Source organism: Kitasatospora sp. NPDC004272, assembly GCF_053603035.1.
Genome location: NZ_JBSGET010000002.1, coordinates 109,305 through 132,042, shown reverse-complemented (window position 1 = coordinate 132,042; position 22,738 = coordinate 109,305). Strand labels below are relative to the sequence as shown.

Sequence of the window (22,738 nt, the reverse complement as noted above, 5' to 3'; positions counted from 1 at the left end):
GGAGAAACCAGGGACTCGGGGAACGGCGGGTCCGTGCTGCTGCGTGCGGTAACGGAACCGGAAGCCGATGCGCGCTCCGTGCGCCGTCAGCAGGCCCGGGCTCGCCGTTCCCCGAGCCCCTGGGCGCGCATCTCGTGCGCCGCGAGCGCTGCGCGGAGGGTGAGGAGGTCGGGGCCGCGGACGGCGTCGAGGCCGGTGAGGTCGGCGGTGCGGCGCAGGCGGTAGTCGACGGTGTTGGGGTGCACCTGGAGGGTGGCCGCGGTGCGGCGGCGGTCGAGGCCGCAGGTGAGGAACGTCCTTAGGGTGTCGAGGAGTTCGGGGCGGGCGGCGAGGGGGTTGAGCAGGGCGGCGAGGGCGTCGCGGGCCGGGCCGGGGCGGCTGAGCTGGTAGTCGACCAGGACGTCGTCGAGCAGGTGGGGGCCGGGGCCGCGGCCGGTGGCCTCGGCGACCCGGCGGATCTCGGTGGCGAGCCGGACCGCGTCGGCGACCTCGCCGGGGGCGGCGGTGGCGGTGCCGGCGGTGAGTTCGGCGCCGCAGGCGCGGGCGAGCCGGTCGAGCAGGGCGGTGAGGGCGGCGCGGTCCGGGGCCGGGTCGGGGGAGTCGTCGGGGAGCAGGACGGGCCCGCCGTCGGCGGCCAGCGCGGCCAGCGGGACGCCGTCCGTGCGGCGTTCCAACTCGGCGCGCAGGCGCCGGAGTTTGCGGCGGGCGACGACCGAGCGGTTGACACCGGGGCGGGACTCGTCGGGGTGCGGGCCGATGGCGAGGGAGAGCACCAGGTAGCGGGCGGGGAGCCGGATCCCGGCCCGGTCGGCGGCGGCGCGCGGGTCGCCGCCCTCCAGCAGCCGGGAGAGCAGCGCCTGCCGGGAGACCTGTTCGTCGCCGAGCGCGGCCTGCCGTTCCTGCACGTACCCGGCGGCGACCGCGCAGCTGACCACTCGCAGGTAGCCGAGCAGGCGGTCCTGGGCGAGGGTGACGTCGGGCAGGTCGGCGGGGGAGGCTTCGGCCAGGACGCGGGCCGCGCAGAGCTGGGCGCCCAGGTGGTAGGCGCCGACCACCGACTCCAGCGGGACGCCCTCGTCGGCGCGGCGGGCCGAGGACTCGCGGATCCGGGCGAGTTCGGCCTCGCCGGGCAGCACGCCGGTGCGCAGTACTTCGACGAACGCCCGGATGCCGCGCTCGACCTGGCGGGTGATCTCGCCGCGGAGCTGTTCGGGGGGCAGCGCGTGGTAGGCCGGGAGCCGGTCCAGCAGTCGGAGCATCACCTCGGTGGCCAGCGCGGGGGCCAGCGCGAGCAGCCGCAGGTGGACCGGGCGGCCGCCGAACCTGGGTCCGTCCTCGGCGAGTTCGGGCGCGGGTCGGACGGGCTCGGCGTTGGGTTCGGTCACAATCCACCTCGCGAATCTCTGTGCGGCGGCCTGGCGACGGGGCCGGGCGGTGCGGCCATCATGGTTCCCCGGAGGTTACCTACCCGTAGGTAACTCCCGCGATCCCCCACCTTGTTCAGGACGCGCGCCCCCACCCCCCAGTCAGAGACGGGAACCGCCATGAACCGAGCCGCCCGGCTGATCGCCACCGCCCTCGCCGCCGCCGCGGTCGCCACCGCCGCCCCCGTGGTCACCGCCGCCACCGCCGCCGCGGCGAGCGCCGCCGACCCGTTCTACGCGTACGACGGCACCGCCCCGCTGTCCTCGTACGCGCCCGGCACCGTGCTCAAGACCCGCACCCTCTCGTACCACCTGCTCGGCCTGGCCACCCCCGTGCGGGCCGTCCAGCTGCTGTTCCGCACCACCGACGCGCAGGGGCGCCCCAGCGCGGGCGTCACCACCGTGGTGCGCGGGCTGGGCGGCGACGGCAGCCGGGCCGTTTCGTACCAGTCCTTCTACGACTCGCTGAACCCCGCCGACGCCCCCTCCCGGGCGGTCGCCGGGGACGTCAGCCTGGGCGGCGCGATCGCCAACGCGGAGGCGCTGTTCGTCGTCCCGTTCGTGCTCCAGGGCTACGACGTGGTCATCCCCGACACCGAGGGGCAGAGCGCCGACTTCGCGGCCGGGCCCGAGTACGGCACCACCACGCTGGACTCGATCCGGGCCGCCTCCGCCTCGCCCGCCACCGGCCTGGACGCGGACGCCCGGTTCGGCATGATCGGCTACTCCGGTGGCGCGATCGCCACCAACTGGGCCGCCGCGCTCGCCCCCTCCTACGCCCCCGACGTCAACCGCCGGCTGGTCGGCTTCGCCGAGGGTGGCCTGCTGGTCGACCCCGCGCACAACCTGAAGTACGTGGCCGGGGGCGCGGTGTGGCCCGGCGTCATCCCGATGGCGATCACCGGCGTGGCCCGCGCCTACGGCTTCGACCTGCAGCCCTACCTGAGCGACTACGGCAAGCAGGTGTTCGCGAAGACCCAGGACGCCTCGATCGTCAACGCGCTCGCCCAGTACCCCGGCCTGACCTGGCAGAAGCTCGCCAAGCCCGCCTACGCCGACCCGAACTCGATCCCCGAGTACCTGGCCGCCGTCAACAAGGTCAACCTGGGCTCCGCCGCCACCCCCACCGTCCCCGGCTACATCGCCCAGGGCGACGGCGGCGTCCTGGAGGGCACCTTCAGCAACCTCCCCGGCATCGGCACCGGCGACGGCGTGATGGTCGCCGGGGACGTCCGCGCGCTGGCCCGACAGTACTGCGCCACCGGCAACGGCAGCATCAAGTACCAGCAGTACGACCTGCTCAGCCACCTCGGCACGGCCGTCCCGTGGGCGCCCACCGCCGTGCTCTACCTGAACGACCGCTTCGCCGGGAAGGCCGCCCCCTCCGACTGCGGCCGCATCCCGTCCGGGAACTCGCTCGCCCCCGAACGCCCGGTCGCACCCGGGAAGTAGCCCCGGTCCGCTCGGCCCCGGTCCGTCCGGCCCCGGGCCCGCCCGGGGTCGGACGGACTCCCGCCGGGGCGGTCCCGGGCGCGGTGGCGGTGGTCAGTCCGCCGCGCGGGTGTCGTAGGCGGCCTGGGCGGCCAGGACGTCCGGCATCCGGTTCTCCACCAGGTGGATCAGGTCGAGCAGCCGGACCACCACCTCCGACCCCAGGGGGGTGAGCCGGTACTCCACGTGGGGCGGGTTGACCCGCCGGTCCTCCCGGGACACCAGTCCGTCGCGCTCCAGGGCCTGGAGGGTCTGGGAGAGCATCTTCTCGCTCACCCCGTCCACCCGGCGGCGCAGTTCGTTGAAGCGCAAGGCGTCCTCGCGCAGCGCGCCCAGGGTCAGGCCGCCCCAGCGGCCGGTGACGTGCTCCAGCGTGGTGCGCGAGGGACAGGTACGGGCGAAGACGTCGAAAGCATCCACGGCCTCGGCGGAGTCGGTGCCCCCGTCCGAGCCCGCCGCCGGGACCGGTTCGGTTCTCTGCGTCATACCGACACCTTACCAAGCGGCAGCACTTTCTCAGAGTTTGCACTTTCTAAAAAACAGTGCTGTGCTGGGGTCATCGTCCAGCAGGTTCCTTCTGAGGAGACCCATGTCCCAGCCCGTCATCGCCATCGCCTACCACTCCGGCTACGGCCACACCGTCCTGCTCGCCGAGGCCGTCCGGGAGGGCGCCACCGAAGCCGGCGCGGACGCGCGCCTGATCGCGGTGGACACCATCACCGAACAGCAGTGGGCGGAACTGGACGCGGCCGACGCCATCGTCTTCGGCTCGCCCACCTACATGGGCACCGCCTCGGGCGCCTTCCACGCCTTCGCCGAAGCCTCCTCCAAGCGGTGGGCCACCAAGTCCTGGCAGGACAAGCTGGCGGCCGGTTTCACCAACTCCGGCTCCATGTCCGGCGACAAGCTGGGCACGCTCCAGTACTTCTCGATACTCGCCGCCCAGCACGGCATGACCTGGGTGAGCCTGGGGCTGCACCCGGGCTGGAACACCGCGACCGCCTCCGAGTTCGACCTCAACCGGCTGGGCTTCTACCTGGGCGCCGGCGCCCAGACCGACGTGGACGCGGGGCCCGAGGGAGTCCACAAGGCAGACCTCGCCACCGCCGCGCACCTGGGCCGCCGGGTGGCGGCCGCCGCCCGGGTGACCGTGGCGGGCCGCACCGCGCTGGCCGCCGCAGCCTGACCGGAACACGGCGGCCGGAACCCGGACCGGGTTCCGGCCGCCGACCGCCTTCCAGGACCACCTCGACCGGCACGGCGTCCCGCGCCCGCGTTCCCGGCGGGCCCCCGCGCGGGGGTGCGGGCTCAGAGGTCGTGCGGGTACTGCTTGGCGCCGCTGCGGATCCGCAGCGCCGCGACCACCTCGGTGATGCCGATCAGCAGCAGGCCGCAGGCCGCCAGGACCGCCAGCGCGGTGATCGAGTGGGCCGGCCAGACCATCAGCACGATGCCCGCGGCCACGCTCAGGCCGCCGACGAAACCCTGCCAGCCGCGGGCCGGCATCATCGGGTCCGAGGCCACCGCCGCCAGGTGCGTGATGCCGCGGAACAGCCAGCCGATGCCGATCCACAGCGCCAGCAGCAGCACCGACTGGGCCGCCGAGCGGAAGCACAGCAGGCCCAGCAGCACGCAGATCGCCCCGCTGACGAACGCCAGCACCCGCAGCGCCGTCGACGCGTGCGTGCCGAACGCCCCGACCAGCTGCACCACGCCGATCACCAGCAGGTACAGGCCGAACAGCACGCCGACCACCCACAGCGTCTGCTTCGGCCACACCAGTACGACGATCCCCAGCGCCAGCGAGACCAGCCCGCCCGCCAGCACCGCCTGCCAGGCCAGCCGGGCCAGCTGCTGGAACGGCCCGGGCAGGTCGTCACGCGAATCGATCCGGTACGGGGCGCTCATGGTTCCTCCGCGGAACTGGACGGAACGGACACGACACCTCCAGCCTCCGCGCCCCACCACCCCCGGGGCGCGGCGGGATCCGCCGGACGGACGAACCGCACGCCCCGTTCGCCCCCCGATCCGCTACCGTCCGTTCACCCGTCCGCGCCGACCGGCCGTCTACCATCTGACGGTATGACGGACCAGGGGCGGGGGAGCCCGGAGGACGGGACGGTGCCGGACGGCGCGGACGCGGGTGGCGGGCCGGACGGGCCGGGCGGCGGGCACTACATCGTCTGCGGCGGCAACTCGCTCGCGTACCGGCTGATCCTGGAACTCACCGAGCAGTACGAGGTCCCGGTGGTCGCCGTGGTCCCCGACCGCTCCCGCGAGCACGGGCCGGCCATCGCCCGGATACCCGGCGTCCGGGCCGTGCTGGAGCACTCCACCGTCACCGGCGAGGCGCTCGGCGCGGCCGGGGTCGAGCACGCCCGCGGCATCGCGCTGATGGACGGCACCGACCAGGAGAACATCCACGCCGCGCTCGCCGCCGAGAACCGCAACCCCGGCGTCCGGATCGTGCTGCGGATCTTCAACCAGCGGCTCGGCGAGCACCTGGAGAAGCTGCTCCCCAACTGCGCCGCGCTCTCCGGCTCCGCCACCGCCGCCCCCGCCTTCGCCAACGGCGCGCTCAGCCGCCCGCACACCGTCGAGGTCGGCGGCCGGCACCTGTACGTCGCCCACGACGGCGACATCCGGCCCGACCAGATCTGCCTGGTCGCCGACCGGATCGACCGGCAGGACCTCAGCCGGCTGCGGCTGCTCCCCGGGACGGGCGGCCGCGCCGCCGACTTCATCCGGATCGCCGAGTTCCTCGGCGGCGGCGAGGAGATCGTCCCGCGCGGCCGCCCGCTCCCGGGACCCGCGTCCGAACCCGGCGGCCTGGCCGCGCTGCAGACCCTCGACGTCGAACCGCCGCTGCGCCAGCCGTGGCGCAAGCGGCTCAAGTGGTGGCTGCTGGACGGGCTCAAGCACTTCACCAACACCCGGCTGCGGATGATCCTGATCACCGCGTTCGCGGCGATCCTGCTCGGCGGCCTGGTGCTGGCCCGGCACAGCACCCACCCCGGCGGCTTCGGCTGGACGGTGTACTTCACGCTGCTCGACGCGGCCGGCGCCGTCCAGCCCGACGTGCCGGGGCAGCAGGTGCTCGGCGACTCCTGGGCCCGGGCCGCCCAGGTGCTGATCACCTTCTGCGGGATCACCTTCGTCCCGGTCGCCACCGCCATCGTGGTCGAGGCGCTGGCCAGCGGCCGCCGCGGCGTCCCGCGCCCGCCCGGGGCCCGCACCCGCGACCACGTGATCGTGGTCGGCCTCGGCAACGTCGGCACCCGGGTCGCCACCCTGGTGCACGGCACCGGGCTGCCGGTGGTCTGCCTGGAGCGCGACCCGCAGGCCCGCGGCATCGCCGCCGCCCGCGCCCTCGGCATCCCCGTCCTGATCGGCGAGGGCCCGCTGGAGGCCCAGCTCAAGCAGGCCCGGGTCAAGCACGCCCGGGCCGTGGTCGCGGTCACCTCCGACGACGCCGCCAACCTGGAAGCCGCGCTGGAGGCCCGCGCCGTCCGCCCCGAGGTCCGGATCGTGGTGCGGCTGTTCGACGACGACTTCGCCCACCACGTGTACGCCACCCTCGGCAACGTCGCCTCCCGCTCGGTCTCCTACCTGGCCGCCCCCGCCTTCGCCGCCGCGCTGATGGGCCGCGAGGTGCTCGGCACCCTCTCGGTCTTCCGGCACGTGCTGCTGATCGCCGAACTCACCGTCGAGGAGGGCTCCGGCCTGGACGGCCGCAACACCGGCGACCTGGAGGGCCCCGGCGGCGTCCGGGTGCTCGCCGTCCGACTGCACCGCCGCCCGCAGGACTACCAGTGGAACTTCGCCGACCGCTCCCGGCGCCTGGTCCCCGGCGACCGGATCGTGATCGCCGCCACCCGGGCCGGACTCGCGCGGGTCATCCAGTGACGGCCCGGTTCCGGCCGAGCAGTCGGCGCCCCGGCGGGAACCGCTACCGGCCGGGGCGGCGGGGCGGACGGCGCTCCGGGAGGGCTGGCGCTCCGGGAGGGCTGGCGCTCCGGGAGGGCAGGCGGCCGACCGCCCTGCTGGAGGCCGGCCGGGAAGCCGGACGGGACCTGCCGGACGCGGCGGTGGCAACGGCCCGGCGCACCGCCCCGATCGGCAGCTCGGTGGCCGAACTGCCGTCCCTCGTCGCCGGGTTCGGCGCTCCGGCGCTCAACCCCGGTGAGCCGTGGGCCGATCGGGTGCCGGCCGACCTCGCCGACGCCCCGGACGAAACCGACCGGCGGGCCCTGCTCGCGCACGCGCTGACCGCCACCGGCGGCGAGCCGACCGCGAAGTGGCTGCCGGCCGGGGCGGGGCGTCAGCGGGCTCAGCCGTTGGTGAAGGCGGCCGGGCGCTTCTCGGCGAAGGCCGCCATGCCCTCCTTCTGGTCGGCGGTGGCGAAGGCGGCGTGGAACAGGCGGCGTTCGAAGCGGACGCCCTCGGCGAGGGTGGTCTCGAAGGCCCGGTTGACGGACTCCTTCATCATCACGGCGGCGGGCAGCGACATCGCGGCGACGGCCTCCGCGACGGCGAGGGCCTCCGGGAGGAGCTGCTCGGCGGGGACGACGCGCGAGACCAGGCCGGAGCGCTCGGCCTCCTCGGCGCCCATCATCCGGCCGGTCAGGCACAGGTCCATCGCCTTGGCCTTGCCGATGGCGCGGGTCAGCCGCTGCGAGCCGCCGATGCCGGGGATGACGCCGAGCTTGATCTCGGGCTGGCCGAACTTCGCGGTGTCGGCGGCGATCAGGACGTCGCAGAGCATCGCCAACTCGCAGCCGCCGCCCAGCGCGTAGCCCGCGACCGCGGCGACCACCGGCTTGCGCAGCCGGCCCAGCTCGTCCCAGGGGCCGAGCCAGTCGTCGAGGTAGACGGCGGGGAAGCGGTTGTCCTGCATCTCCTTGATGTCGGCGCCGGCCGCGAACGCCTTGGCCGAGCCGGTGACCACCAGCGCGCCGATCCCCGGGTCGCGGTCGAACTCCTTGGCGGCCGCCACGACCTCGGTCATCAGCCGGGTGTTGAGCGCGTTGAGCGCCTCGGGCCGGTTGAGGGTGATGATGCCGACCCGGCCCTTGCGGTCCACCAGGATCGTCTCGTACTCGGTCATCGCCGCTTCTTCCTCTCCACGCCGAGCGGAACCTCTGCCGCTGGATACGATCTCCGAACGCCGCCCCGGATGCCAGTCTCGACAGGCGAGACGATGGTCACCCCGCGCGCCCCAGGCCCAGGTCGCCGCCCTCGGGGGTCTCGAAGAAGCGGGCGACGTCGGCGGCGGTGACCTGCTCCAGCGCGGCGGGGTGCCAGTGCGGGTCGCGGTCCTTGTCGACGACCTGGGCGCGGATGCCCTCGACCAGGTCGTGGTGGGCCAGCGCGGCGCAGGAGATCCGGTACTCCTGGTCCAGGGTGGCGGCCAGCGTGGGCAGTTCGCGGGCCCGGCGCAGCGCGGCCAGGGTCACCTTGAGCATGGTGGGGGACTTGCCGAGCAGCTGTTCGGCGGCGTCCTTCGCGGCGGGCAGGCCGGTGGCGCGCAGCCGTTCCAGGATCTCCTCGACGCTGTCGGCGGCGTAGCAGTGGTCGATCCACCCGCGCTGGGCGGCGAGTTCGGAGGCCGGGGCGGGGGCGGCGAGCGCGGCGACGGCGGCGGCCGGGTCCTGGCCCGCGGTGAGCCGGGCGGTGAGGTCGGGCAGCGCGGCGGAGGGCAGGTAGTGGTCGGCGAAGCCGCAGTGCAGGGCGTCGCCGGCGGTCATGGTGGCGGCGGCGAGGCCGACGTGGGTGCCGAGTTCGCCGGGGGCGCGGGCCAGCAGGCGGCTGCCGCCGACGTCCGGGACCAGGCCGATCCGGGTCTCCGGCATGGCGACGGCGGAGCGTTCGGTGACGATCCGGACGCCCGCGTGCCCGGAGAGGCCGACGCCGCCGCCCATGGTGATGCCGTCCATCAGCGCGACGTACGGCTTGGGGTAGCGGGAGATCAGTTCGTTGAGCGGGTACTCGACCCGGAAGAACGCCCGGGTGCCCGCGCCGCCGAGCTTGGCGTCGTCGTGCACGGCGCGGATGTCGGCGCCCGCGCACAGGCCGCGCCCGCCCGCGCCGGTGAGCAGGACGGCGGTCACCGCGTCGTCCCCGGCCCAGTCGTCGAGGGCGGTGCGGACGGTCTCCAGCATGGCGCGGGTGAGGGAGTTCAGGGCGCGCGGCCGGTTGAGGGTGATCCGGCCGAGCGGGCCGCTCCGTTCGATCAGCACGTCCTGCTGGGTGCCCTGGCTGTCGGGGGTGTTCATGGCCGCCGCTCCCGTCCGTTCGGATCGTCCGGAGAGCTCTCCGGTACGAAGATCTTCCGGTGCACCGTACCGGGGCTGCCCGGCGGGTCGGCAGGCCCGGTACGGCGGCGGGGCTCCGCTCAGCAGGGGCGCAGCGGCATGGCGAGCAGGACGGGGGAGGCGGGGGCGAGCGGGCGCGGGGCGAAGCCGCACAGCTGCACGGGGTGCGGGACGAGCGGGAGCGCCTGGGCCTGCGGGACGGGCATCAGCAGGTTGGCGGCGGCGAGCGCGGCTCCGCAGACCAGGGTGCGCAGCTTCATCATCGGGATCCTCCGGGGAAGAGAGTCGTCCTCGAACGCGGGCGGCCGCCCCCTTCGGCGCCGGGCGTGGGCGGCCCGGCTCGGGGGGAGGACACCGGTTCGGTGTCGGGACAACTTCTAGTGGCGGAGGGGTTCGCGGCGGTGGAACCTCACCCGTTCGGCGGCGTGCTGCGGACGCGCCATTGACGGTTCGGGACCGTCGCGGGCGCGTCCGCCGGCGGGTCAACCGGTGATCGTTCCGGTGACCTCGCCGAACCCGACCCGCAAGCCCCCCGGCCCGGGGGCGGTCGCGGTGACGGACACCAGGTCGCCGTCCTCCAGGAAGGTGCGACGGGTGCCGTCGGGCAGCTCCAGCGGGTGCTCACCGTTCCAGGTGAGCTCGATCAGCGCGCCCCTGGTGTCCGGCTCGGCGCCGGAGACGGTGCCGGAGGCGTACAGGTCGCCGGTGCGCAGGCTCGCGCCGTTGGCGGTCAGGTGGGCGAGCTGCTGGGCGGCGGTCCAGTACATGGTGGCGAACGGCGGCCGGGAGACCGGGTGCCCGTTCAGCGAGACCTCCAGCGCCAGGTCCAGGCCCCAGGGCTCGGCCTTGCGGTCGTCCAGGTAGGGCAGCGGCTCCACGTCGCGCTCCGGCGGGGCGACCCGGGCGTGCCGCAGGGCGTCCAGCGGCACCACCCAGGGGGAGAGCGAGGTGGCGAAGGACTTGCCGAGGAACGGGCCGAGCGGCACGTACTCCCACGCCTGGATGTCGCGCGCGGACCAGTCGTTGAGCAGGCAGACGCCGAAGACGTGCTCCTCGAAGCCGTCCAGCCCGACCGGGTGGCCCATCGAGCTGGGCGTGCCGACCACGAAGGCGACCTCGGCCTCGATGTCCAGGCGGCGGGACGGGCCGAAGTCCGGCGCGGCGTCGGCGGGGGCCTTGCGCTGGCCGTGCGGGCGCACCACCGGGGTGCCGGAGACCACGACGGTGCCGGAGCGGCCGTGGTAGCCGATCGGCAGGTGCTTCCAGTTCGGGGTCAGCGGCTCCTGGCCCGGGCGGAAGATCTTCCCCAGGTTGGTGGCGTGGTGCTCGGAGGCGTAGAAGTCGACGTAGTCGGCGACCTCGAACGGCAGGTGCAGCCGGACGTCCGCCAGCGGCAGCAGGCAGGGCTCGACCGCCGCCCGGTGCGCCGGGTCGGTCAGCCAGGAGGTGAGCGCGGTGCGCACCGCCTGCCAGGTCGAACGGCCGGACGCCATCAGCGGGTTGAGGCTGTCCGCGTCCAGCAGCGCGGACGGCGCGCCGATCGCCCGGGCGGCCGCCCCGGCGTCCAGCACCGCGTCCCCGACCCGGACGCCGATCCGCCGCCGGCCGGGCCGGTCGGCGGCGGTGAACACGCCATAGGGGAGGTTGTGGACGCCGAACGGGGAGTCGGCGGGCAGGTCGAGCCAGGTGGTGGTGCTCACGGGGTCTCCAGGAGGCCGAGTCGGGCGAGGTCTTCCAGCGGCTCGGTGATGCTACAGGTGCCGAACGAGGTGAACGAGGCCCGGATTTCGGTCACTTGACGCTCCGTCAGGGACTCGACGGCGGTGGCCAGCCGGGCGCCGTCCCGCTCGGCGAGCAGTTCGACGGCCTGCGCACGGTCGGAACTCCCGGCCGCCAGCAGCAGGTTGAGGAAGCCGTGGTGCTCGTAGCCGGTGCCCAGGTCGGTGTGCCGCACCGCGTTGTGCAGCCCCGCCGTGCACTTGTACGGCAGGGACCGCTCGGCGCAGCCCAGCAGGAAGGCGGCCAACTCGGTCACCGACGGGAAGGCGGCGTAACCCAGGCCGCCGGTACGGTACTTGGCGCGGTAGCGGCTGCCGGCCAGGGCGTCCAGGCCGTCCTCCAGCCGCTCCGAGCGGGGCAGCTCGACGGCCGCCCCGACGCCCGCCGGCAGCAGCGCGTCCAGCTCCGCCACCGCCGCCCGGACGTCCTCGCCCGCCGCGTACTCGACGGTGGCGACCCGCAGGCCGTCCGCCGCCTTCAGCGCCTCGGCCAGCCGGCCCGGGCCGACCACCAGTCCGATGGCGAACTCCGGTTCCAGCGACCGTAGTTCGGCCAGCTTGTCGACGGGGGCGAGCAGCGGGCCGACCGCCGCCGCGGACCAGGCGGCGCGGTGCGCCCGGTGCGCGGGGACGGCCTCGGCCAGCGGCAGGTCGCCCGGCGGGAAGACCGCCGCGTCGTCGAACAGCCCCCGGTACAGCTCGGGTACGTTCATCGCCTCGCCCAGGTCCACGCGTAGTTCGGGTCCTCGCTGGCGGTGGCGGCCTCGCCGAGCTCCAGCGGGCGGAAGGTGTCCACCATCACCGCCAGCTCGTCGAAGAACTCCACGCCGATCGAGCGCTCGTAGGCGCCCGGTTGCGGGCCGTGGGTGTGGCCGCCCGGGTGCAGCGAGATCGACCCCTGTCCGATGCCGGAGCCCTTGCGGGCCTCGTAGTTGCCGCCGCAGTAGAACATCACCTCGTCGCTGTCCACGTTCGCGTGGTAGTACGGGACGGGGATCGACAGCGGGTGGTAGTCCACCTTGCGCGGCACGAAGTTGCAGATCACGAAGTTGTTGCCCTCGAACACCTGGTGGGCCGGCGGCGGCTGGTGCACCCGCCCGGTGATCGGCTCGTAGTCCGCGATGTTGAACGCGTACGGGTACAGGCAGCCGTCCCACCCCACCACGTCGAACGGGTGGTGGGGCACGGTGTACCGCGTCCCGGCCACGCCGCCCGGGCCGCGGTGCTTGACCAGCACGTCCACCTCGCCGCCCTCGACCAGCAGCGGGCCCGCGGGGCCGCGCAGGTCCCGCTCGCAGAACGGCGCGTGCTCAAGGAGCTGGCCGAACTTCGACAGGTAGCGGCGGGCCGGGGTGATGTGGCTGTTCGCCTCGATGCAGTACGCGCGCAGCGGCCCGTCCCCGGTCGGCACCCAGCGGTGGGTGGTGGCCCGGGGGATCAGCACGTAGTCGCCCTGCCCGACGTCCAGCGTCCCGAACACCGTCTCCAGCACGGCCGTTCCGGACTCCACGTACACGCACTCGTCGCCCAGCCCGTTGCGGTACAGCTCGCTGGGCGCGCCCGCCGCGACGTAGGAGATCCGGACGTCCGCGTTGCCGAGGACGAGCCGGCGGCCGGTGACCGGGTCCGCCGACTTCCACTCCTCGCCCGGGAACAGCTCGTGCAGCTTCAGGTGGCGGGGGAGCAGCGGGAGGTTGGCGGTGGTCGCCTGGCTCGGCAGCTCCCAGACCGAGGCGGCCGTCACCGCCGACGGGATGTGCCGGTGGTACAGCAGCGAGGAGTCCGAGGAGAAGCCCTCCTCGCCCATCAACTCCTCGTAGTACAGGCCGCCCTCGGGGGTGCGGTGCTGGGTGTGCCGCTTGGGCGGCACCGAGCCCAGCTGCCGGTAGTACGCCATCGCCCTGGTTCTCCCTGTCGTCCGTGCCTCGCCGTCAGAGGTTGCCGCGCCGGTCCTGCTCGCGCTCGATCGCCTCGAACAGGGCCTTGAAGTTGCCCTTGCCGAAGCCCAGCGAACCGTGCCGCTCGATGAACTCGTAGAAGACGGTCGGCCGGTCGCCGATCGGCTTGGTGAAGATCTGCAGCAGGTAGCCGTCCTCGTCGCGGTCCACCAGGATGCCGCGCGACTGCAGCTCCTCGATCGGCACCCGGACGTGGCCGATCCGCTCGCGCAGCTCCGGGTCCTCGTAGTACGAGTCCGGGGTGGACAGGAACTCCACGCCGCGCGAGCGCAGCACGTCCACCGTGGTCAGGATGTCGTTGGTGGCCAGCGCCATGTGCTGGCAGCCCGGGCCGGTGTAGAACTCCAGGTACTCGTCGATCTGCGACTTCTTCTTCGCCACGGCCGGCTCGTTCAGCGGGAACTTCACCCGGTGGTTGCCGCTCGCCACCACCTTCGACATCAGCGCCGAATAGTCGGTGGCGATGTCGTCGCCGACGAACTCCGCCATGTTCACGAAGCCCATCACCCGGTTGTAGAACGACACCCACTCGTCCATCCGGCCGAGCTCGACGTTGCCCACCGCGTGGTCCAGCGCCTGGAACAGCCGCTTCGGCGCGCCCTCCGGGCGGACCACCGTCGACTCGCGGGCGACGTAGCCCGGCAGGTACGGGCCGGTGTAGCGGGAGCGGTCGACCAGGGTGTGCCGGGTCTCGCCGTACGCGGCGATGGCCGCGCGGCGCACGGTGCCGTGCTCGTCCGTGACGTCGTTCGGCTCCTCCAGGATCGTGGCGCCCTGGGCGCGGGCGTGCGCGATGCACTTGTCCACGTCCGGTACCTCCATCGCCAGGTCGACCACGCCGTCGCCGTGCCGGCGGTGGTGGTCCAGCAGCGGGCTGTCCGGCGACACGCCGCCCTTGATCACGAAGCGGCAGGAGCCCGAGCGCAGCACGAACGCCTTGCGGTCCCGGCGGCCGGTCTCCGGGCCCGAGTACGCGACCAGCTCCATGCCGAACACGGACTGGTAGAACTGGGCCGTCTGGGTCGCGTTGCCGACCACGAAGACGACCGCGTCCTGAGCGGTCACCGGGAACGGGTCGGTCGAGGCGTCGTACTCCACCAGGCCCACCAGGGTGCGCAGCTGCTCGGCCGTCAGACCGGCCTGCAGCTCCTCGGGGGTCAGTTCAACAGCGGCGTCGGCGGTCATGGGGCATTCCTCCACGTCGAGGTCGGTTGCGCAGAGCTTGCTCCTGCTCGGGGAGGTGGGCAACAGGTCCGGATCCGGCTGCTCAATGTGTACAAGATGAGCAGTACCGGGGTGCTTCGACTGTACGGATTGCTCAACGTTCCGGGGTCCCGCCCCCTTCGCGGGCGGGGAACCAGCGGACGAACCAGTGCGCGGCCAGGTCGGCCACCGCCGCCAGCGCCCCCGGCTCCTCGAACAGGTGCCCGGCACCCGGGACGACCTGCAGCGCGCTCTCGCCGCGCAGCTCGGCCCGGGCCCGCCGGTTCAACTCCACCACCTCGGCGTCCGCGCCGCCCACGATCAGCAGCACCGGGGTGGTGACCAGCGGCAGGCGCGCCCGCGCCAGGTCCGGACGCCCCCCGCGCGCCACGACCGCCGCCGGGGCGGCCCCCGGCTCGGCCGCCGCCCACAGCGCCGCCGCCGCGCCGGTGCTCGCCCCGAACCAGCCGTACGGCAGGCCCGCCAGCGCGTGGTGCCGCCGCACCGCCGCCGTCGCCCCGGCCAGCCGGCCGCCCAGCAGCCCCGGGTCGAACACCTTCCACGGCTCCTCCGCCTCCCCGGGCGTCAGCAGGTCGAACAGCACCGTCGCCAGTCCGGCCCGCCGCAACCGCTCCGCCACCGCCCGGTTGCGCGGACTGCCCCGCCCCGAACCGCTGCCGTGCGCGAACAGCACCACGCCCAACGGGTCCGCCGGCACCGCGAGTTCGGCCGGACCGGCGGCCAGCGGCAGCTCGTACCCGGTGGTTCCCGGCTCGACCTCCGGCTCCCGGGGGAGCTCCAGCGCGGCCAGCACCTCGGCGTCCGTGGTCTGCCGGAAGTCCCGGTAGGACTCGCCGACCGCGCGGAAGCCCTCCGGCGTCCGCACCGCCAGGTACGCGTCCGCCGCGTCGCCCAGCCGCCCCGCCCAGTCGGGCGGAGCCACCGGCACCGCCAGCACCACCCGCGCGGCCCCGCGCGCCCGGACGATCCGGCAGGCCGCCAGCGCGGACGACCCGGTCGCCACCCCGTCGTCCACCACCAGCACCGTCCGCCCCGCCAGCGGCACCGGCGGCCGCTCCCGGCGGTAGGCCGCCGCCCGCCGGGCCAGCTCGGCCCGCTCGCGCGCCTCCACCGCGGCGAACGCCTCCGGCGTCACCCCCGCCGCGTCCACCACCTGCTGGTTGACCACCCGCGCGCCGTCCTCGCCGACCGCGCCCATCGCGACCTCCGGCTGCCCCGGGACGCCCACCTTGCGCACCACGCACACGTCCAGCTCCGCGCCCAGCGCGGCGGCCACCGGGGCCGCGACCGGGACGCCGCCGCGCGGCAGGGCGACCACGACCGCGCCGCGCAGCTCCGGAGCCGCGGCCAGCAGGGTCTCGGCGAGGCGGCGCCCCGCGTCCGTCCGGTCGGTGAAGTGCGCGGCGGTGACGTCCATGTCGAGAGCCTCTCCACCCTCCACGGTACGCGCCCCGGTAAGGAAAAAATAAGGACAAACCCGTGGGTAGCGTTACATACCGCCCGGGACGGGTAGCGACCAATTGGACCCGTACGTCCCGACTACGAGGAGGTGGTTCCGGTGTCGACCCACATGTCGTCGGGCATGGAACACCATCCGGACATCCTGGCCCTGCGTGAGCACGCGGAGCGCGTCACATCCACCACGGCCGGACAGGGCACCGAGGCCCTCGCCATCTGCGCCGGCCTCTTCCTGGCGATCTCCCCCTGGGTGGTCGGCTTCTCCGGCTTCACCGGCCTGACCATCAGCAACCTGGTGCTCGGCATCGCCTACGCCGTCCTGATGGCCGGCTACGGTTCCGCCTTCGGCCGCACCCACGCCCGCGCCTGGGCGTGCGTCGCGATCGGCGCCTGGACGATCATCGCCCCCTGGGCGGTCAACGGCGGCGCGCACGTCCGCCGGACCATCCTGACCAACGTCATCACCGGCGGAGTCATGACCTGCCTCGCGCTGGCCGCGGTCGGCATGGTCTTCGCGGGCATGACGGCGCGCCACAGCAGGTAGGAGGAACCAGGGGCTCGGGGAACGGCGAGTCCGTGCTGCTGACAGCTGGAGCCCGTCGAAGGTCCGTGCTGCTGCGTGCAGTGACGGAACCGGAAGCCGATGCGTGCTCCGGCAGTGCACCGTCAGCAGCCAGGGGCTCGCCGTGCCCCGAGCCCCTGGCGGTGCTCTCCCTATTCCGGGCGGGTCATCCGCAGGACGTCCAGGGCCTCGTCGAGTTGGGCCTCGGTGAGCAGGCCGCGGTCGACGTAGCCGCGGTCGAGGACCACCTGGCGGACGGTCTTGCGTTCGGCGAGGGACTGCTTGGCGACCTTCGCCGCTTCTTCGTAGCCGAGGTAGCGGTTGAGGGGGGTCACCACGGAGGGGGAGGACTCGGCGTACTCGCGGGCGCGCTCCGCGTTGGCGGTGGTGCCGGAGACGGCGCGGTCGGCGAGCAGGCGGGCTGAGGTGGTGAGCAGGCGGATCGACTCCAGGACGTTGCGGGCGATGACCGGGAGCATCACGTTGAGTTCGAAGTTGCCGCTCGCGCCGGCCACCGTGACGGTGGTGTCGTTGCCGATCACCTGGGCGGCGACCATCAGGACCACCTCGGGCAGGACGGGGTTGACCTTGCCGGGCATGATCGAGGAGCCGGGCTGGAGGTCGGGGAGGTTGATCTCGGCGAGGCCGGTCCGCGGGCCGGAGCCCATCCAGCGCAGGTCGTTGGCGATCTTGGTGAAGCCGACGGCGATCGTGCGGAGCTGGCCGCTGAGCTCGACCAGGCCGTCGCGGGCGCCCTGGGCCTCGAAGTGGTTGCGGGCCTCGGTGAGCGGGAGGCCGGTGGCGCGGGCGACCTCGGCGATGACGGCGGCGGAGAAGCCGGGCGGGGTGTTGATGCCGGTGCCCACGGCCGTTCCGCCGAGCGGGAGTTCGGCGACCCGGGGGAGCGTCGCCCGCAGCCGCTCGACGCCGTACCCGACCTGGGCCGCGTAGCCGCCGAACTCCTGGCCCAGGGTGACCGGGGTGGCGTCCATCAGGTGGGTGCGGCCGGACTTGACGACCGCCGCGAACTCGGCGGACTTGGCCGCCAGGGCCTGCGCCAGGTGCTCCAGGGCCGGGACCAGCTCGTGCAGGACGGCGCCGGTGGCCGCGACGTGGATCGAGGACGGGAAGACGTCGTTGGACGACTGCGAGGCGTTGACCTGGTCGTTGGGGTGGACCGGGCGGCCCAGCCGCTCGGCGGCCAGGGTGGCGATCACCTCGTTGGCGTTCATGTTGGACGAGGTGCCGGAGCCGGTCTGGAACACGTCGACCGGGAACTGGTCGTCCCAGCGGCCCTCGGCCACCTCCTCGGCGGCCGCGCGGATCGCCGCCGCGGTCTCCCCGTCCAGTACGCCCAACTCGGCGTTGACGGTGGCCGCCGCCGCCTTGATCCGGGCCAGCGCCGCGATGTGGGCGCGTTCCAGGCGCTGCCCGGACACCGGGAAGTTCTCCACCGCGCGCTGGGTCTGCGCCCGCCACTTGGCCGCCGCCGGGACGCGCACCTCGCCCATCGAGTCGTGCTCGGTCCGCCACTGCCGGTCCTGCTGTCCGTGCCGGTCCTGCTGTCCGTGCTGGTCTTGCTGTCCGTCCGCCATGGTCGGTACACCTCCTGGACCGGTCAGCCTTCCACGGGCGCCGGGCATTCCCGGTGCGCCGCCGCCGTGTGTCGCGGGCGGGCGTGGCGGCCGGGGCGCCCCCGTGGCGCCCTTGACCGGGCGGCGTACCGACGGGTAGGGACAGCGGTGGCACACCCGCCGCACACCCGCCCGCACCCTCCGAGGAGCCCACCCATGGCGACCGCCCCCGACCCGCTCGACCTGCTCGGCGTCGACGAACTGCTCACCGAGGACGAGCGGCTGGTCCGCGACAGCGTCCGCGCCTTCACCGACCGGCATGTCCGGCCGCAGCTCGCCGACTGGTACGAGCGGGGCACCTTCCCGGTGCGCGAACTCGCCCCGGAACTCGGCAGGTTGGGCGTCCTCGGGATGCACCTGGAGGGCTACGGCTGCACCGGCTCCACCGCCACCGAGTACGGGGTGGCGTGCATGGAGCTGGAGGCCGCCGACTCGGGGCTGCGCAGCTTCGTCTCGGTGCAGGGCTCGCTGGCGATGCGCTCGATCCACGCGTTCGGCTCGGAGGAGCAGAAGCTGCGCTGGCTCCCGGAGTTGGCCGCCGGGCGGGCCGTCGGCTGCTTCGGCCTGACCGAGCCGGAGGCGGGCTCCGACCCGGCCTCGATGCGCACCCGGGCCCGGCGGGACGGCACCGACTGGGTGCTGGACGGCGCCAAGGCGTGGATCACCAACGGCTCGGTCGCCGACGTCGCGGTGGTCTGGGCGGCCACCGAGGACGGCGTGCGCGGCTTCCTCGTCCCGCGCGGCACCCCCGGGTTCACCGCCCGGGACGTCCCCGGCAAGCTCTCCCTGCGCGCCTCGGTGACCAGTGAACTCGCCTTCGACGGCGTCCGGTTGCCCGCCGACGCGGTGCTGCCGCAGGCCCGCGGCCTGCGCGCCCCGCTGTCCTCGCTCGGCGAGGCCCGCTACGGCATCCTGTGGGGCACCGTCGGCGCCGCCCGGGACTGCTACCGGGCCGCCGTCGAGTACGCCCGCGACCGGGTCCAGTTCGGTCGGCCGATCGGCGCCTTCCAGCTCACCCAGGCCAAACTCGTCGAGATGGCGATGGAGTTGGAGAAGGCCTACCTGATCGCGGTGCGGATCGGCCGGCTCAAGGACGAGGGCCGCGCGCAGGCCGCGCACATCTCCTTCGGCAAGCTCAACAACGTCCGCGCCGCGCTGGAGATCGCCCGCACCGCCCGCACGGTCCTCGGCGCCAACGGCATCACCACCGCCTACCCGGCGCTGCGGCACGCCAACAACCTGGAGTCGGTGCTCACCTACGAGGGCACCGCCGAGATCCACACCCTGGTCCTCGGCGAGGCGATCACCGGCCAGCCCGCCTACCGCTGACGGAAAATCGCTGGTCGCGGCGGTGAACGGGCGGCCAGGATGGGCGGCATGACGATGCAGCGGACCGCAACGACCACCCTGTGGCGCCCCACCGGGCCCGAGGAGCTGGCGCTGGTCGAGGCGTCCGGCTGGCGGGCCTGGCCGCCCCGGCTGCCCGAGCAGCCGATCTTCTACCCGGTGCTCAACGAGGACTACGCGATCCGGATCGCCCGGGACTGGAACGTGCCCGCCTCCGGGGTCGGGTACGTCACCCGCTTCGAGGTGGGGACGGAGTTCCTGCGGCGCTACCCGGTGCGCCGGGCCGGCGGCGAGACCATCCTCGAACTATGGGTTCCCGCAGAGGAGTTGGCGGAGTTCAACCGGCACCTGGTGGGCGAGATCCAGGTGGTGCGCGAGTACCGCTGAGCCCGCCCCGCCCCGGGAGCCCGGTCCCCCCGGGGCGGGAGCCGGGTCCGCCCCGGGGTGGGGGACGGGTCCGCCGGAAGTCGGGGGGTCCGGGGGCCGGGTCCGACTTCCGGCGGACGGCGGTCGGTACCTGGTGCGCATGGATCCCGGCGGCGGGGGCGGCCACGATGGAAGGGACGGGACACGCGGGAGAGGGGCGAGGGCGATGAAGGGCGGACGGGCGGCGGTGGTGGTGCTGGGCGCAGCGGCCGCGGCGATGCTGCTGGTGATGGTGGCACCCGCGGCGGTGCAGCGGATGCAGGACCGGATGGACCACACCGCCCGCTACCCCAGCGGGGCCGCCGCCAAGGCCGACCGCGGCGGGCAGGCACCCGGCTGGCTGCCCGACTCCGCCACCGGGGTGGCCCTGCTGGGCTCCGACCGGCAGGGCGACCGGCTGATCCGCGCCACCCTGCCGGAGCGCGCGCTGCCCGCCGCCTGCACCGCCGGCGGCCCGCTCGGCAGCGTCCGCCTGCGGGCGCCCTGGTTCCCGGCCGACACCCCGCAGCGGGCCACCGCGCACTGCGGCCTGTACGACGTCGCGCTGGTCGGCGACCAGCTCTACGGCTGGCAGGACGCCGCCGTGGTCGCCGCCGACCGCGGCGCCGGCCCGGTGAACTGAGCGTCCGGCTTTCCCGCGGGCGGGCGGATGGGATAGGACGGTGCGCGTACCCCGCCACCCGTGAGGAGCCCCATGCCAGGCCCGACCGTCGGACCCGACGGCGACCAGACCGCCCCCCTCCGGCCGCCGGGGGTGGCCGCGGACACCCCGCAGGGCGCCCCCTTCGCCGCCGCCACCGTGATCACCCTGGGCTGCCTCGTCGCGCTCGGACCGTTCACCACCGACCTGTACCTGCCCGCACTGCCCGACCTGACCGCCGACCTGCACTCCACCGCACCCGCCGCCCAGCTCACCCTGACCGGCTCGCTGCTCGGCATGGTGATCGGCCAGCTGCTGTTCGGCCCGCTCAGCGACCGCCTCGGCCGCCGCCGCCCGATGCTGGCCGGCCTCGCCGCGTACACCGCGGCCAGCCTGCTGTGCGCGTTCGCCGACTCGATGCCGGTGCTGGTCGCCGGGCGGGTGGCGCAGGGCGCCGCGGGCTCGGCCGCGCTGGTGATCGCCCGGGCGGTGGTCCGGGACCGGCTGGAGGGCGTCGCGATGATCCGCTTCCTGGCCACCATGGGCCTGATCTCCGGCCTCGCCCCGATCGTCGCCCCGCTGGCCGGCGCCCAACTGCTGCACGTCACCGACTGGCGCGGCACCTTCGTCGCGCTGGCCCTGCTCGGCGCGGCGCTCACCGCGGCCTGCGCGTTCGGCGTCCGCGAGACGCTGCCGCCCGGACGGCGGCACGGCGGCGGCCTCGGCACCACCGTCCGGGCGATCGGCGGGCTGCTGCGCGACCGGGCCTTCCTCGGCTACCTGCTGACCGGCACCTTCGCCTTCGGCGCGCTGTTCGCGTACGTCGGCGGCTCCTCGGTGGTGCTGCAGGAGGTCTACCGGATCACCCCGCAGACCTACAGCCTGGTGTTCGCGGTCAACTCGATCGCGCTGCTCGCCGTCACCCAGCTCAACGGCCGCTTCCTGGTGCAGCGCCACTCCGAGCGGACGCTGCTGCTCTGCGGCCTGGGCGCCGCCGCGCTGGCCGGGGCCGCCGTGGTGCTGTGCACCACCGTGTGGGACCCCGGCCTGGCCGGGGTGTGGCCCGCGCTGACGCTGCTGATGGGCGCGATGGGCGTCATCCTGCCCAACGCCAACGGCCGGGCGCTGACCATGGCCCCGCACGCCGCCGGGTCCGCGTCCGCGCTGCTGGGCACCGGCACCTACCTGTGCGGCGCGGTGGTCGCCCCGCTCAGCAGCCTGGGCGGGCGTCCGTCCGCGACGGCGCTCGGCGCGGTCGTGCTGGGCTGCGCGCTGCTGGCGCTGGGCAGCTACCTGCCGCTGTGCCGGGAGCGCTGAGCGGGGCCGGGGGCCCGGCGTCCGGCGGTCAGTGCTTGCTGCCGCGGGCCAGCAGCTGGGCCCGGGCGGTGGCCGCGAAGCCCGGGCCGGCCGCGGTGGCGGTCGCGTCGGCGGTGGTGCCGCCCGGCTTCTGGGTGCCGGAGACGGTCAGGTAGACGTACCGGCCCACCGAGGCGTGGGTGTTGGCGCAGCCGGTGCTGGTGCAGTACGAGGTGTGCCCGCTGGGCACCAGGCCCTGCACCTGGCCCTTGAAGCCGGCCATCACCGCGTCCGCCTGGGCCTTGGTGTCCAGCACCGCGATGCCGATGGTGACGGCGCTGTCGCCCGAGGTGTAGGTCACCCGGATCATCGACCGGCAGCCCTGGGCGGCGAGCACGTCGCCCAGGCCGCCGGTGGTGGCCTTGTAGCAGGTATCGGTCTGGGCGTCGGTCAGCCTGGTCCAGGTCTTGCCGCCGACCTGCATCGTCGCGGCGGGCAGCACCCCGGCCGGGGTGAGCGGGGCGGTGTCGGTGGCCGCCGAGGAGATCACCGTCAGCGGGTCGGGCGGGGCCGCCGGGGCGGTGGGGGAGGCGCTCGCGGTGGGCGACTTGCTCGGGCCCCTGCTCGCGCTGCGGGAGGGCGGGGCCGAGGCGGACGCCGACGCCGACCCGGAGGCCGAGGACGAGGGCGAGGGCGGGGCGGAGTCGGACGGCGAGCCGCTCGGCGACCCGGTCGGGGACGGGTCGCCGCCGTTGTCGGGCTGCTGCGGCGGGGCGGAGGTGGCCTCGACCAGGACGGTCGGATCGGCCTTGGGCTTGCCGGCGGAGGAGGCGGTGGCCGCGACGGCGGTGATCCCGCCGACCGCGACGACGGCGGCCAGGACGCCGCCCGCGGCCTTCATCCGTTTGCGCCGGGAGAGTTCGCGCTGGTGCTGGTCGGCGAGCGCGGCCCAGTCCGGTTCGTCGAACTGCACCTGCGCCTGTGCCTGAGCTTGCCCCGGCGCCTGCCCCGGCGTCCGGTCCTGCCCCGGCGCCTGCGCCTGTCCCGGCGTCTGCCCCGGCGCCCGTCCCGGCAGACCAGACTGCCCGGGCGCCGACGGCTCGCCCTGGTTCGTTCCCCACCCGTTGGTCATGGACGATGATCCTAGAACACCGGTTCGGACGGGCCGGGCCCGGACGGTGGCGGC

At 74.6% G+C, this 22,738-nt stretch carries 21 protein-coding genes; 8 read left to right on the top strand and 13 right to left on the bottom strand.

The genetic code is table 11. The features are described 5' to 3' along the window. Positions 1-86: 86 nt before the first annotated feature. Positions 87-1,385: a PucR family transcriptional regulator gene (locus tag ACWEO5_RS01430; protein WP_452159020.1), complete on the bottom strand. Its 1,299-nt coding sequence runs from the start codon at positions 1,383-1,385 to the stop codon at positions 87-89. A gap of 159 nt (positions 1,386-1,544) precedes the next feature. On the opposite strand from ACWEO5_RS01430, the gene ACWEO5_RS01425 reads away from it, so the two are divergent. Next, complete coding sequence (locus ACWEO5_RS01425) at positions 1,545-2,876, top strand: lipase family protein (RefSeq protein ID WP_452159018.1); 1,332 nt, start codon at positions 1,545-1,547, stop codon at positions 2,874-2,876. Positions 2,877-2,969: 93 nt separating this feature from the next. On the opposite strand, the gene ACWEO5_RS01420 is transcribed toward ACWEO5_RS01425, so the two are convergent. Continuing rightward, the gene (locus ACWEO5_RS01420) at positions 2,970-3,401 is read right to left on the bottom strand and encodes a winged helix-turn-helix transcriptional regulator (RefSeq protein ID WP_452159016.1); all 432 of its coding nucleotides are present in this window, start codon (positions 3,399-3,401) and stop codon (positions 2,970-2,972) included. 103 nt (positions 3,402-3,504) lie between these two features. On the opposite strand from ACWEO5_RS01420, the gene ACWEO5_RS01415 reads away from it, so the two are divergent. Continuing rightward, entirely contained in the window at positions 3,505-4,101 is a 597-nt protein-coding gene (locus ACWEO5_RS01415; RefSeq protein WP_452159014.1) for a flavodoxin family protein, read from the top strand. Positions 4,102-4,223: 122 nt separating this feature from the next. Here ACWEO5_RS01415 and ACWEO5_RS01410 read toward each other — a convergent pair whose 3' ends face one another. Then, a complete protein-coding gene (locus ACWEO5_RS01410; protein WP_452159012.1) occupies positions 4,224-4,823 on the bottom strand; it encodes an HdeD family acid-resistance protein in 600 nt (199 codons plus the stop codon). 174 nt (positions 4,824-4,997) lie between these two features. Between ACWEO5_RS01410 and ACWEO5_RS01405 the strand changes: the two genes are divergently transcribed. After that, complete coding sequence (locus ACWEO5_RS01405) at positions 4,998-6,821, top strand: NAD-binding protein (protein WP_452159010.1); 1,824 nt, start codon at positions 4,998-5,000, stop codon at positions 6,819-6,821. 424 nt (positions 6,822-7,245) lie between these two features. Here the strand turns inward: ACWEO5_RS01405 and ACWEO5_RS01400 are convergent, their stop codons facing one another. The 8 genes from ACWEO5_RS01400 to ACWEO5_RS01365 form a co-directional block, all read right to left on the bottom strand. Next, positions 7,246-8,022, bottom strand: a complete 777-nt coding sequence (locus tag ACWEO5_RS01400; protein WP_344550799.1) for an enoyl-CoA hydratase — start codon at positions 8,020-8,022, stop codon at positions 7,246-7,248. 97 nt (positions 8,023-8,119) lie between these two features. Then, a complete protein-coding gene (locus ACWEO5_RS01395; RefSeq protein ID WP_452159008.1) occupies positions 8,120-9,190 on the bottom strand; it encodes an enoyl-CoA hydratase/isomerase family protein in 1,071 nt (356 codons plus the stop codon). Positions 9,191-9,309: 119 nt separating this feature from the next. After that, positions 9,310-9,489 (bottom strand): hypothetical protein, encoded by a 180-nt coding sequence (locus tag ACWEO5_RS01390; RefSeq protein ID WP_452159006.1) that lies wholly within the window; start codon positions 9,487-9,489, stop codon positions 9,310-9,312. Between the two features lie 222 nt (positions 9,490-9,711). Further along, positions 9,712-10,929: a fumarylacetoacetase gene (fahA, locus tag ACWEO5_RS01385; RefSeq protein ID WP_452159004.1), complete on the bottom strand. Its 1,218-nt coding sequence runs from the start codon at positions 10,927-10,929 to the stop codon at positions 9,712-9,714. Beyond that, positions 10,926-11,738, bottom strand: coding sequence for a hypothetical protein (locus ACWEO5_RS01380; RefSeq protein ID WP_452159002.1), 813 nt, complete (start codon positions 11,736-11,738; stop codon positions 10,926-10,928). Before ACWEO5_RS01380 ends, fahA begins: the two co-directional genes overlap by 4 nt. After that, positions 11,717-12,904: a cupin domain-containing protein gene (locus tag ACWEO5_RS01375; RefSeq protein WP_452159000.1), complete on the bottom strand. Its 1,188-nt coding sequence runs from the start codon at positions 12,902-12,904 to the stop codon at positions 11,717-11,719. Before ACWEO5_RS01375 ends, ACWEO5_RS01380 begins: the two co-directional genes overlap by 22 nt. A 34-nt stretch (positions 12,905-12,938) precedes the next feature. Continuing rightward, a complete protein-coding gene (gene hppD / locus ACWEO5_RS01370) occupies positions 12,939-14,150 on the bottom strand; it encodes a 4-hydroxyphenylpyruvate dioxygenase (protein WP_344550805.1) in 1,212 nt (403 codons plus the stop codon). A gap of 133 nt (positions 14,151-14,283) precedes the next feature. Beyond that, entirely contained in the window at positions 14,284-15,606 is a 1,323-nt protein-coding gene (locus ACWEO5_RS01365) for a phosphoribosyltransferase family protein (RefSeq protein WP_452158997.1), read from the bottom strand. 141 nt (positions 15,607-15,747) lie between these two features. Between ACWEO5_RS01365 and ACWEO5_RS01360 the strand changes: the two genes are divergently transcribed. Then, on the top strand, positions 15,748-16,191 hold the full coding sequence (locus ACWEO5_RS01360; protein ID WP_452158995.1) for an SPW repeat protein: 444 nt from the start codon (positions 15,748-15,750) through the stop codon (positions 16,189-16,191). 170 nt (positions 16,192-16,361) lie between these two features. Here the strand turns inward: ACWEO5_RS01360 and ACWEO5_RS01355 are convergent, their stop codons facing one another. Beyond that, positions 16,362-17,804: a class II fumarate hydratase gene (locus tag ACWEO5_RS01355; RefSeq protein ID WP_452158993.1), complete on the bottom strand. Its 1,443-nt coding sequence runs from the start codon at positions 17,802-17,804 to the stop codon at positions 16,362-16,364. Positions 17,805-17,999: 195 nt separating this feature from the next. On the opposite strand from ACWEO5_RS01355, the gene ACWEO5_RS01350 reads away from it, so the two are divergent. The 4 genes from ACWEO5_RS01350 to ACWEO5_RS01335 all read left to right on the top strand — a co-directional run bounded on the left by ACWEO5_RS01350 (position 18,000) and on the right by ACWEO5_RS01335 (position 21,573). Continuing rightward, entirely contained in the window at positions 18,000-19,172 is a 1,173-nt protein-coding gene (locus tag ACWEO5_RS01350; RefSeq protein WP_452158991.1) for an acyl-CoA dehydrogenase family protein, read from the top strand. A gap of 48 nt (positions 19,173-19,220) precedes the next feature. Beyond that, complete coding sequence (locus ACWEO5_RS01345) at positions 19,221-19,577, top strand: hypothetical protein (RefSeq protein WP_452158989.1); 357 nt, start codon at positions 19,221-19,223, stop codon at positions 19,575-19,577. Positions 19,578-19,782: 205 nt separating this feature from the next. Beyond that, positions 19,783-20,238 carry a hypothetical protein gene (locus ACWEO5_RS01340; protein ID WP_452158987.1) on the top strand — a complete coding sequence of 152 codons (456 nt, stop codon included), beginning with the start codon at positions 19,783-19,785 and terminating at the stop codon, positions 20,236-20,238. Positions 20,239-20,310: 72 nt separating this feature from the next. Then, positions 20,311-21,573 carry a multidrug effflux MFS transporter gene (locus ACWEO5_RS01335; RefSeq protein WP_452158985.1) on the top strand — a complete coding sequence of 421 codons (1,263 nt, stop codon included), beginning with the start codon at positions 20,311-20,313 and terminating at the stop codon, positions 21,571-21,573. Between the two features lie 28 nt (positions 21,574-21,601). Here ACWEO5_RS01335 and ACWEO5_RS01330 read toward each other — a convergent pair whose 3' ends face one another. Then, positions 21,602-22,525, bottom strand: coding sequence for a hypothetical protein (locus tag ACWEO5_RS01330; protein ID WP_452158983.1), 924 nt, complete (start codon positions 22,523-22,525; stop codon positions 21,602-21,604). Positions 22,526-22,738 lie beyond the last annotated feature (213 nt).

What these genes read in the sequence shown, in the direction of transcription:
- ACWEO5_RS01415 (WP_452159014.1), top strand. Translation starts at nt 3,505, where the DNA reads ATGTCCCAGCCCGTCATCGCCATCGCCTACCACTCCGGCTACGGCCAC.
- ACWEO5_RS01425 (WP_452159018.1), top strand. Translation starts at nt 1,545, where the DNA reads ATGAACCGAGCCGCCCGGCTGATCGCCACCGCCCTCGCCGCCGCCGCG.
- ACWEO5_RS01395 (WP_452159008.1), bottom strand. Translation starts at nt 9,190, where the DNA reads ATGAACACCCCCGACAGCCAGGGCACCCAGCAGGACGTGCTGATCGAA.
- ACWEO5_RS01400 (WP_344550799.1), bottom strand. Translation starts at nt 8,022, where the DNA reads ATGACCGAGTACGAGACGATCCTGGTGGACCGCAAGGGCCGGGTCGGC.
- ACWEO5_RS01420 (WP_452159016.1), bottom strand. Translation starts at nt 3,401, where the DNA reads ATGACGCAGAGAACCGAACCGGTCCCGGCGGCGGGCTCGGACGGGGGC.
- hppD (WP_344550805.1), bottom strand. Translation starts at nt 14,150, where the DNA reads ATGACCGCCGACGCCGCTGTTGAACTGACCCCCGAGGAGCTGCAGGCC.
- ACWEO5_RS01335 (WP_452158985.1), top strand. Translation starts at nt 20,311, where the DNA reads ATGCCAGGCCCGACCGTCGGACCCGACGGCGACCAGACCGCCCCCCTC.
- ACWEO5_RS01340 (WP_452158987.1), top strand. Translation starts at nt 19,783, where the DNA reads ATGAAGGGCGGACGGGCGGCGGTGGTGGTGCTGGGCGCAGCGGCCGCG.
- ACWEO5_RS01410 (WP_452159012.1), bottom strand. Translation starts at nt 4,823, where the DNA reads ATGAGCGCCCCGTACCGGATCGATTCGCGTGACGACCTGCCCGGGCCG.
- ACWEO5_RS01355 (WP_452158993.1), bottom strand. Translation starts at nt 17,804, where the DNA reads ATGGCGGACGGACAGCAAGACCAGCACGGACAGCAGGACCGGCACGGA.
- ACWEO5_RS01375 (WP_452159000.1), bottom strand. Translation starts at nt 12,904, where the DNA reads ATGGCGTACTACCGGCAGCTGGGCTCGGTGCCGCCCAAGCGGCACACC.
- ACWEO5_RS01365 (WP_452158997.1), bottom strand. Translation starts at nt 15,606, where the DNA reads ATGGACGTCACCGCCGCGCACTTCACCGACCGGACGGACGCGGGGCGC.
- ACWEO5_RS01345 (WP_452158989.1), top strand. Translation starts at nt 19,221, where the DNA reads ATGACGATGCAGCGGACCGCAACGACCACCCTGTGGCGCCCCACCGGG.
- ACWEO5_RS01405 (WP_452159010.1), top strand. Translation starts at nt 4,998, where the DNA reads ATGACGGACCAGGGGCGGGGGAGCCCGGAGGACGGGACGGTGCCGGAC.
- ACWEO5_RS01350 (WP_452158991.1), top strand. Translation starts at nt 18,000, where the DNA reads ATGGCGACCGCCCCCGACCCGCTCGACCTGCTCGGCGTCGACGAACTG.
- ACWEO5_RS01390 (WP_452159006.1), bottom strand. Translation starts at nt 9,489, where the DNA reads ATGAAGCTGCGCACCCTGGTCTGCGGAGCCGCGCTCGCCGCCGCCAAC.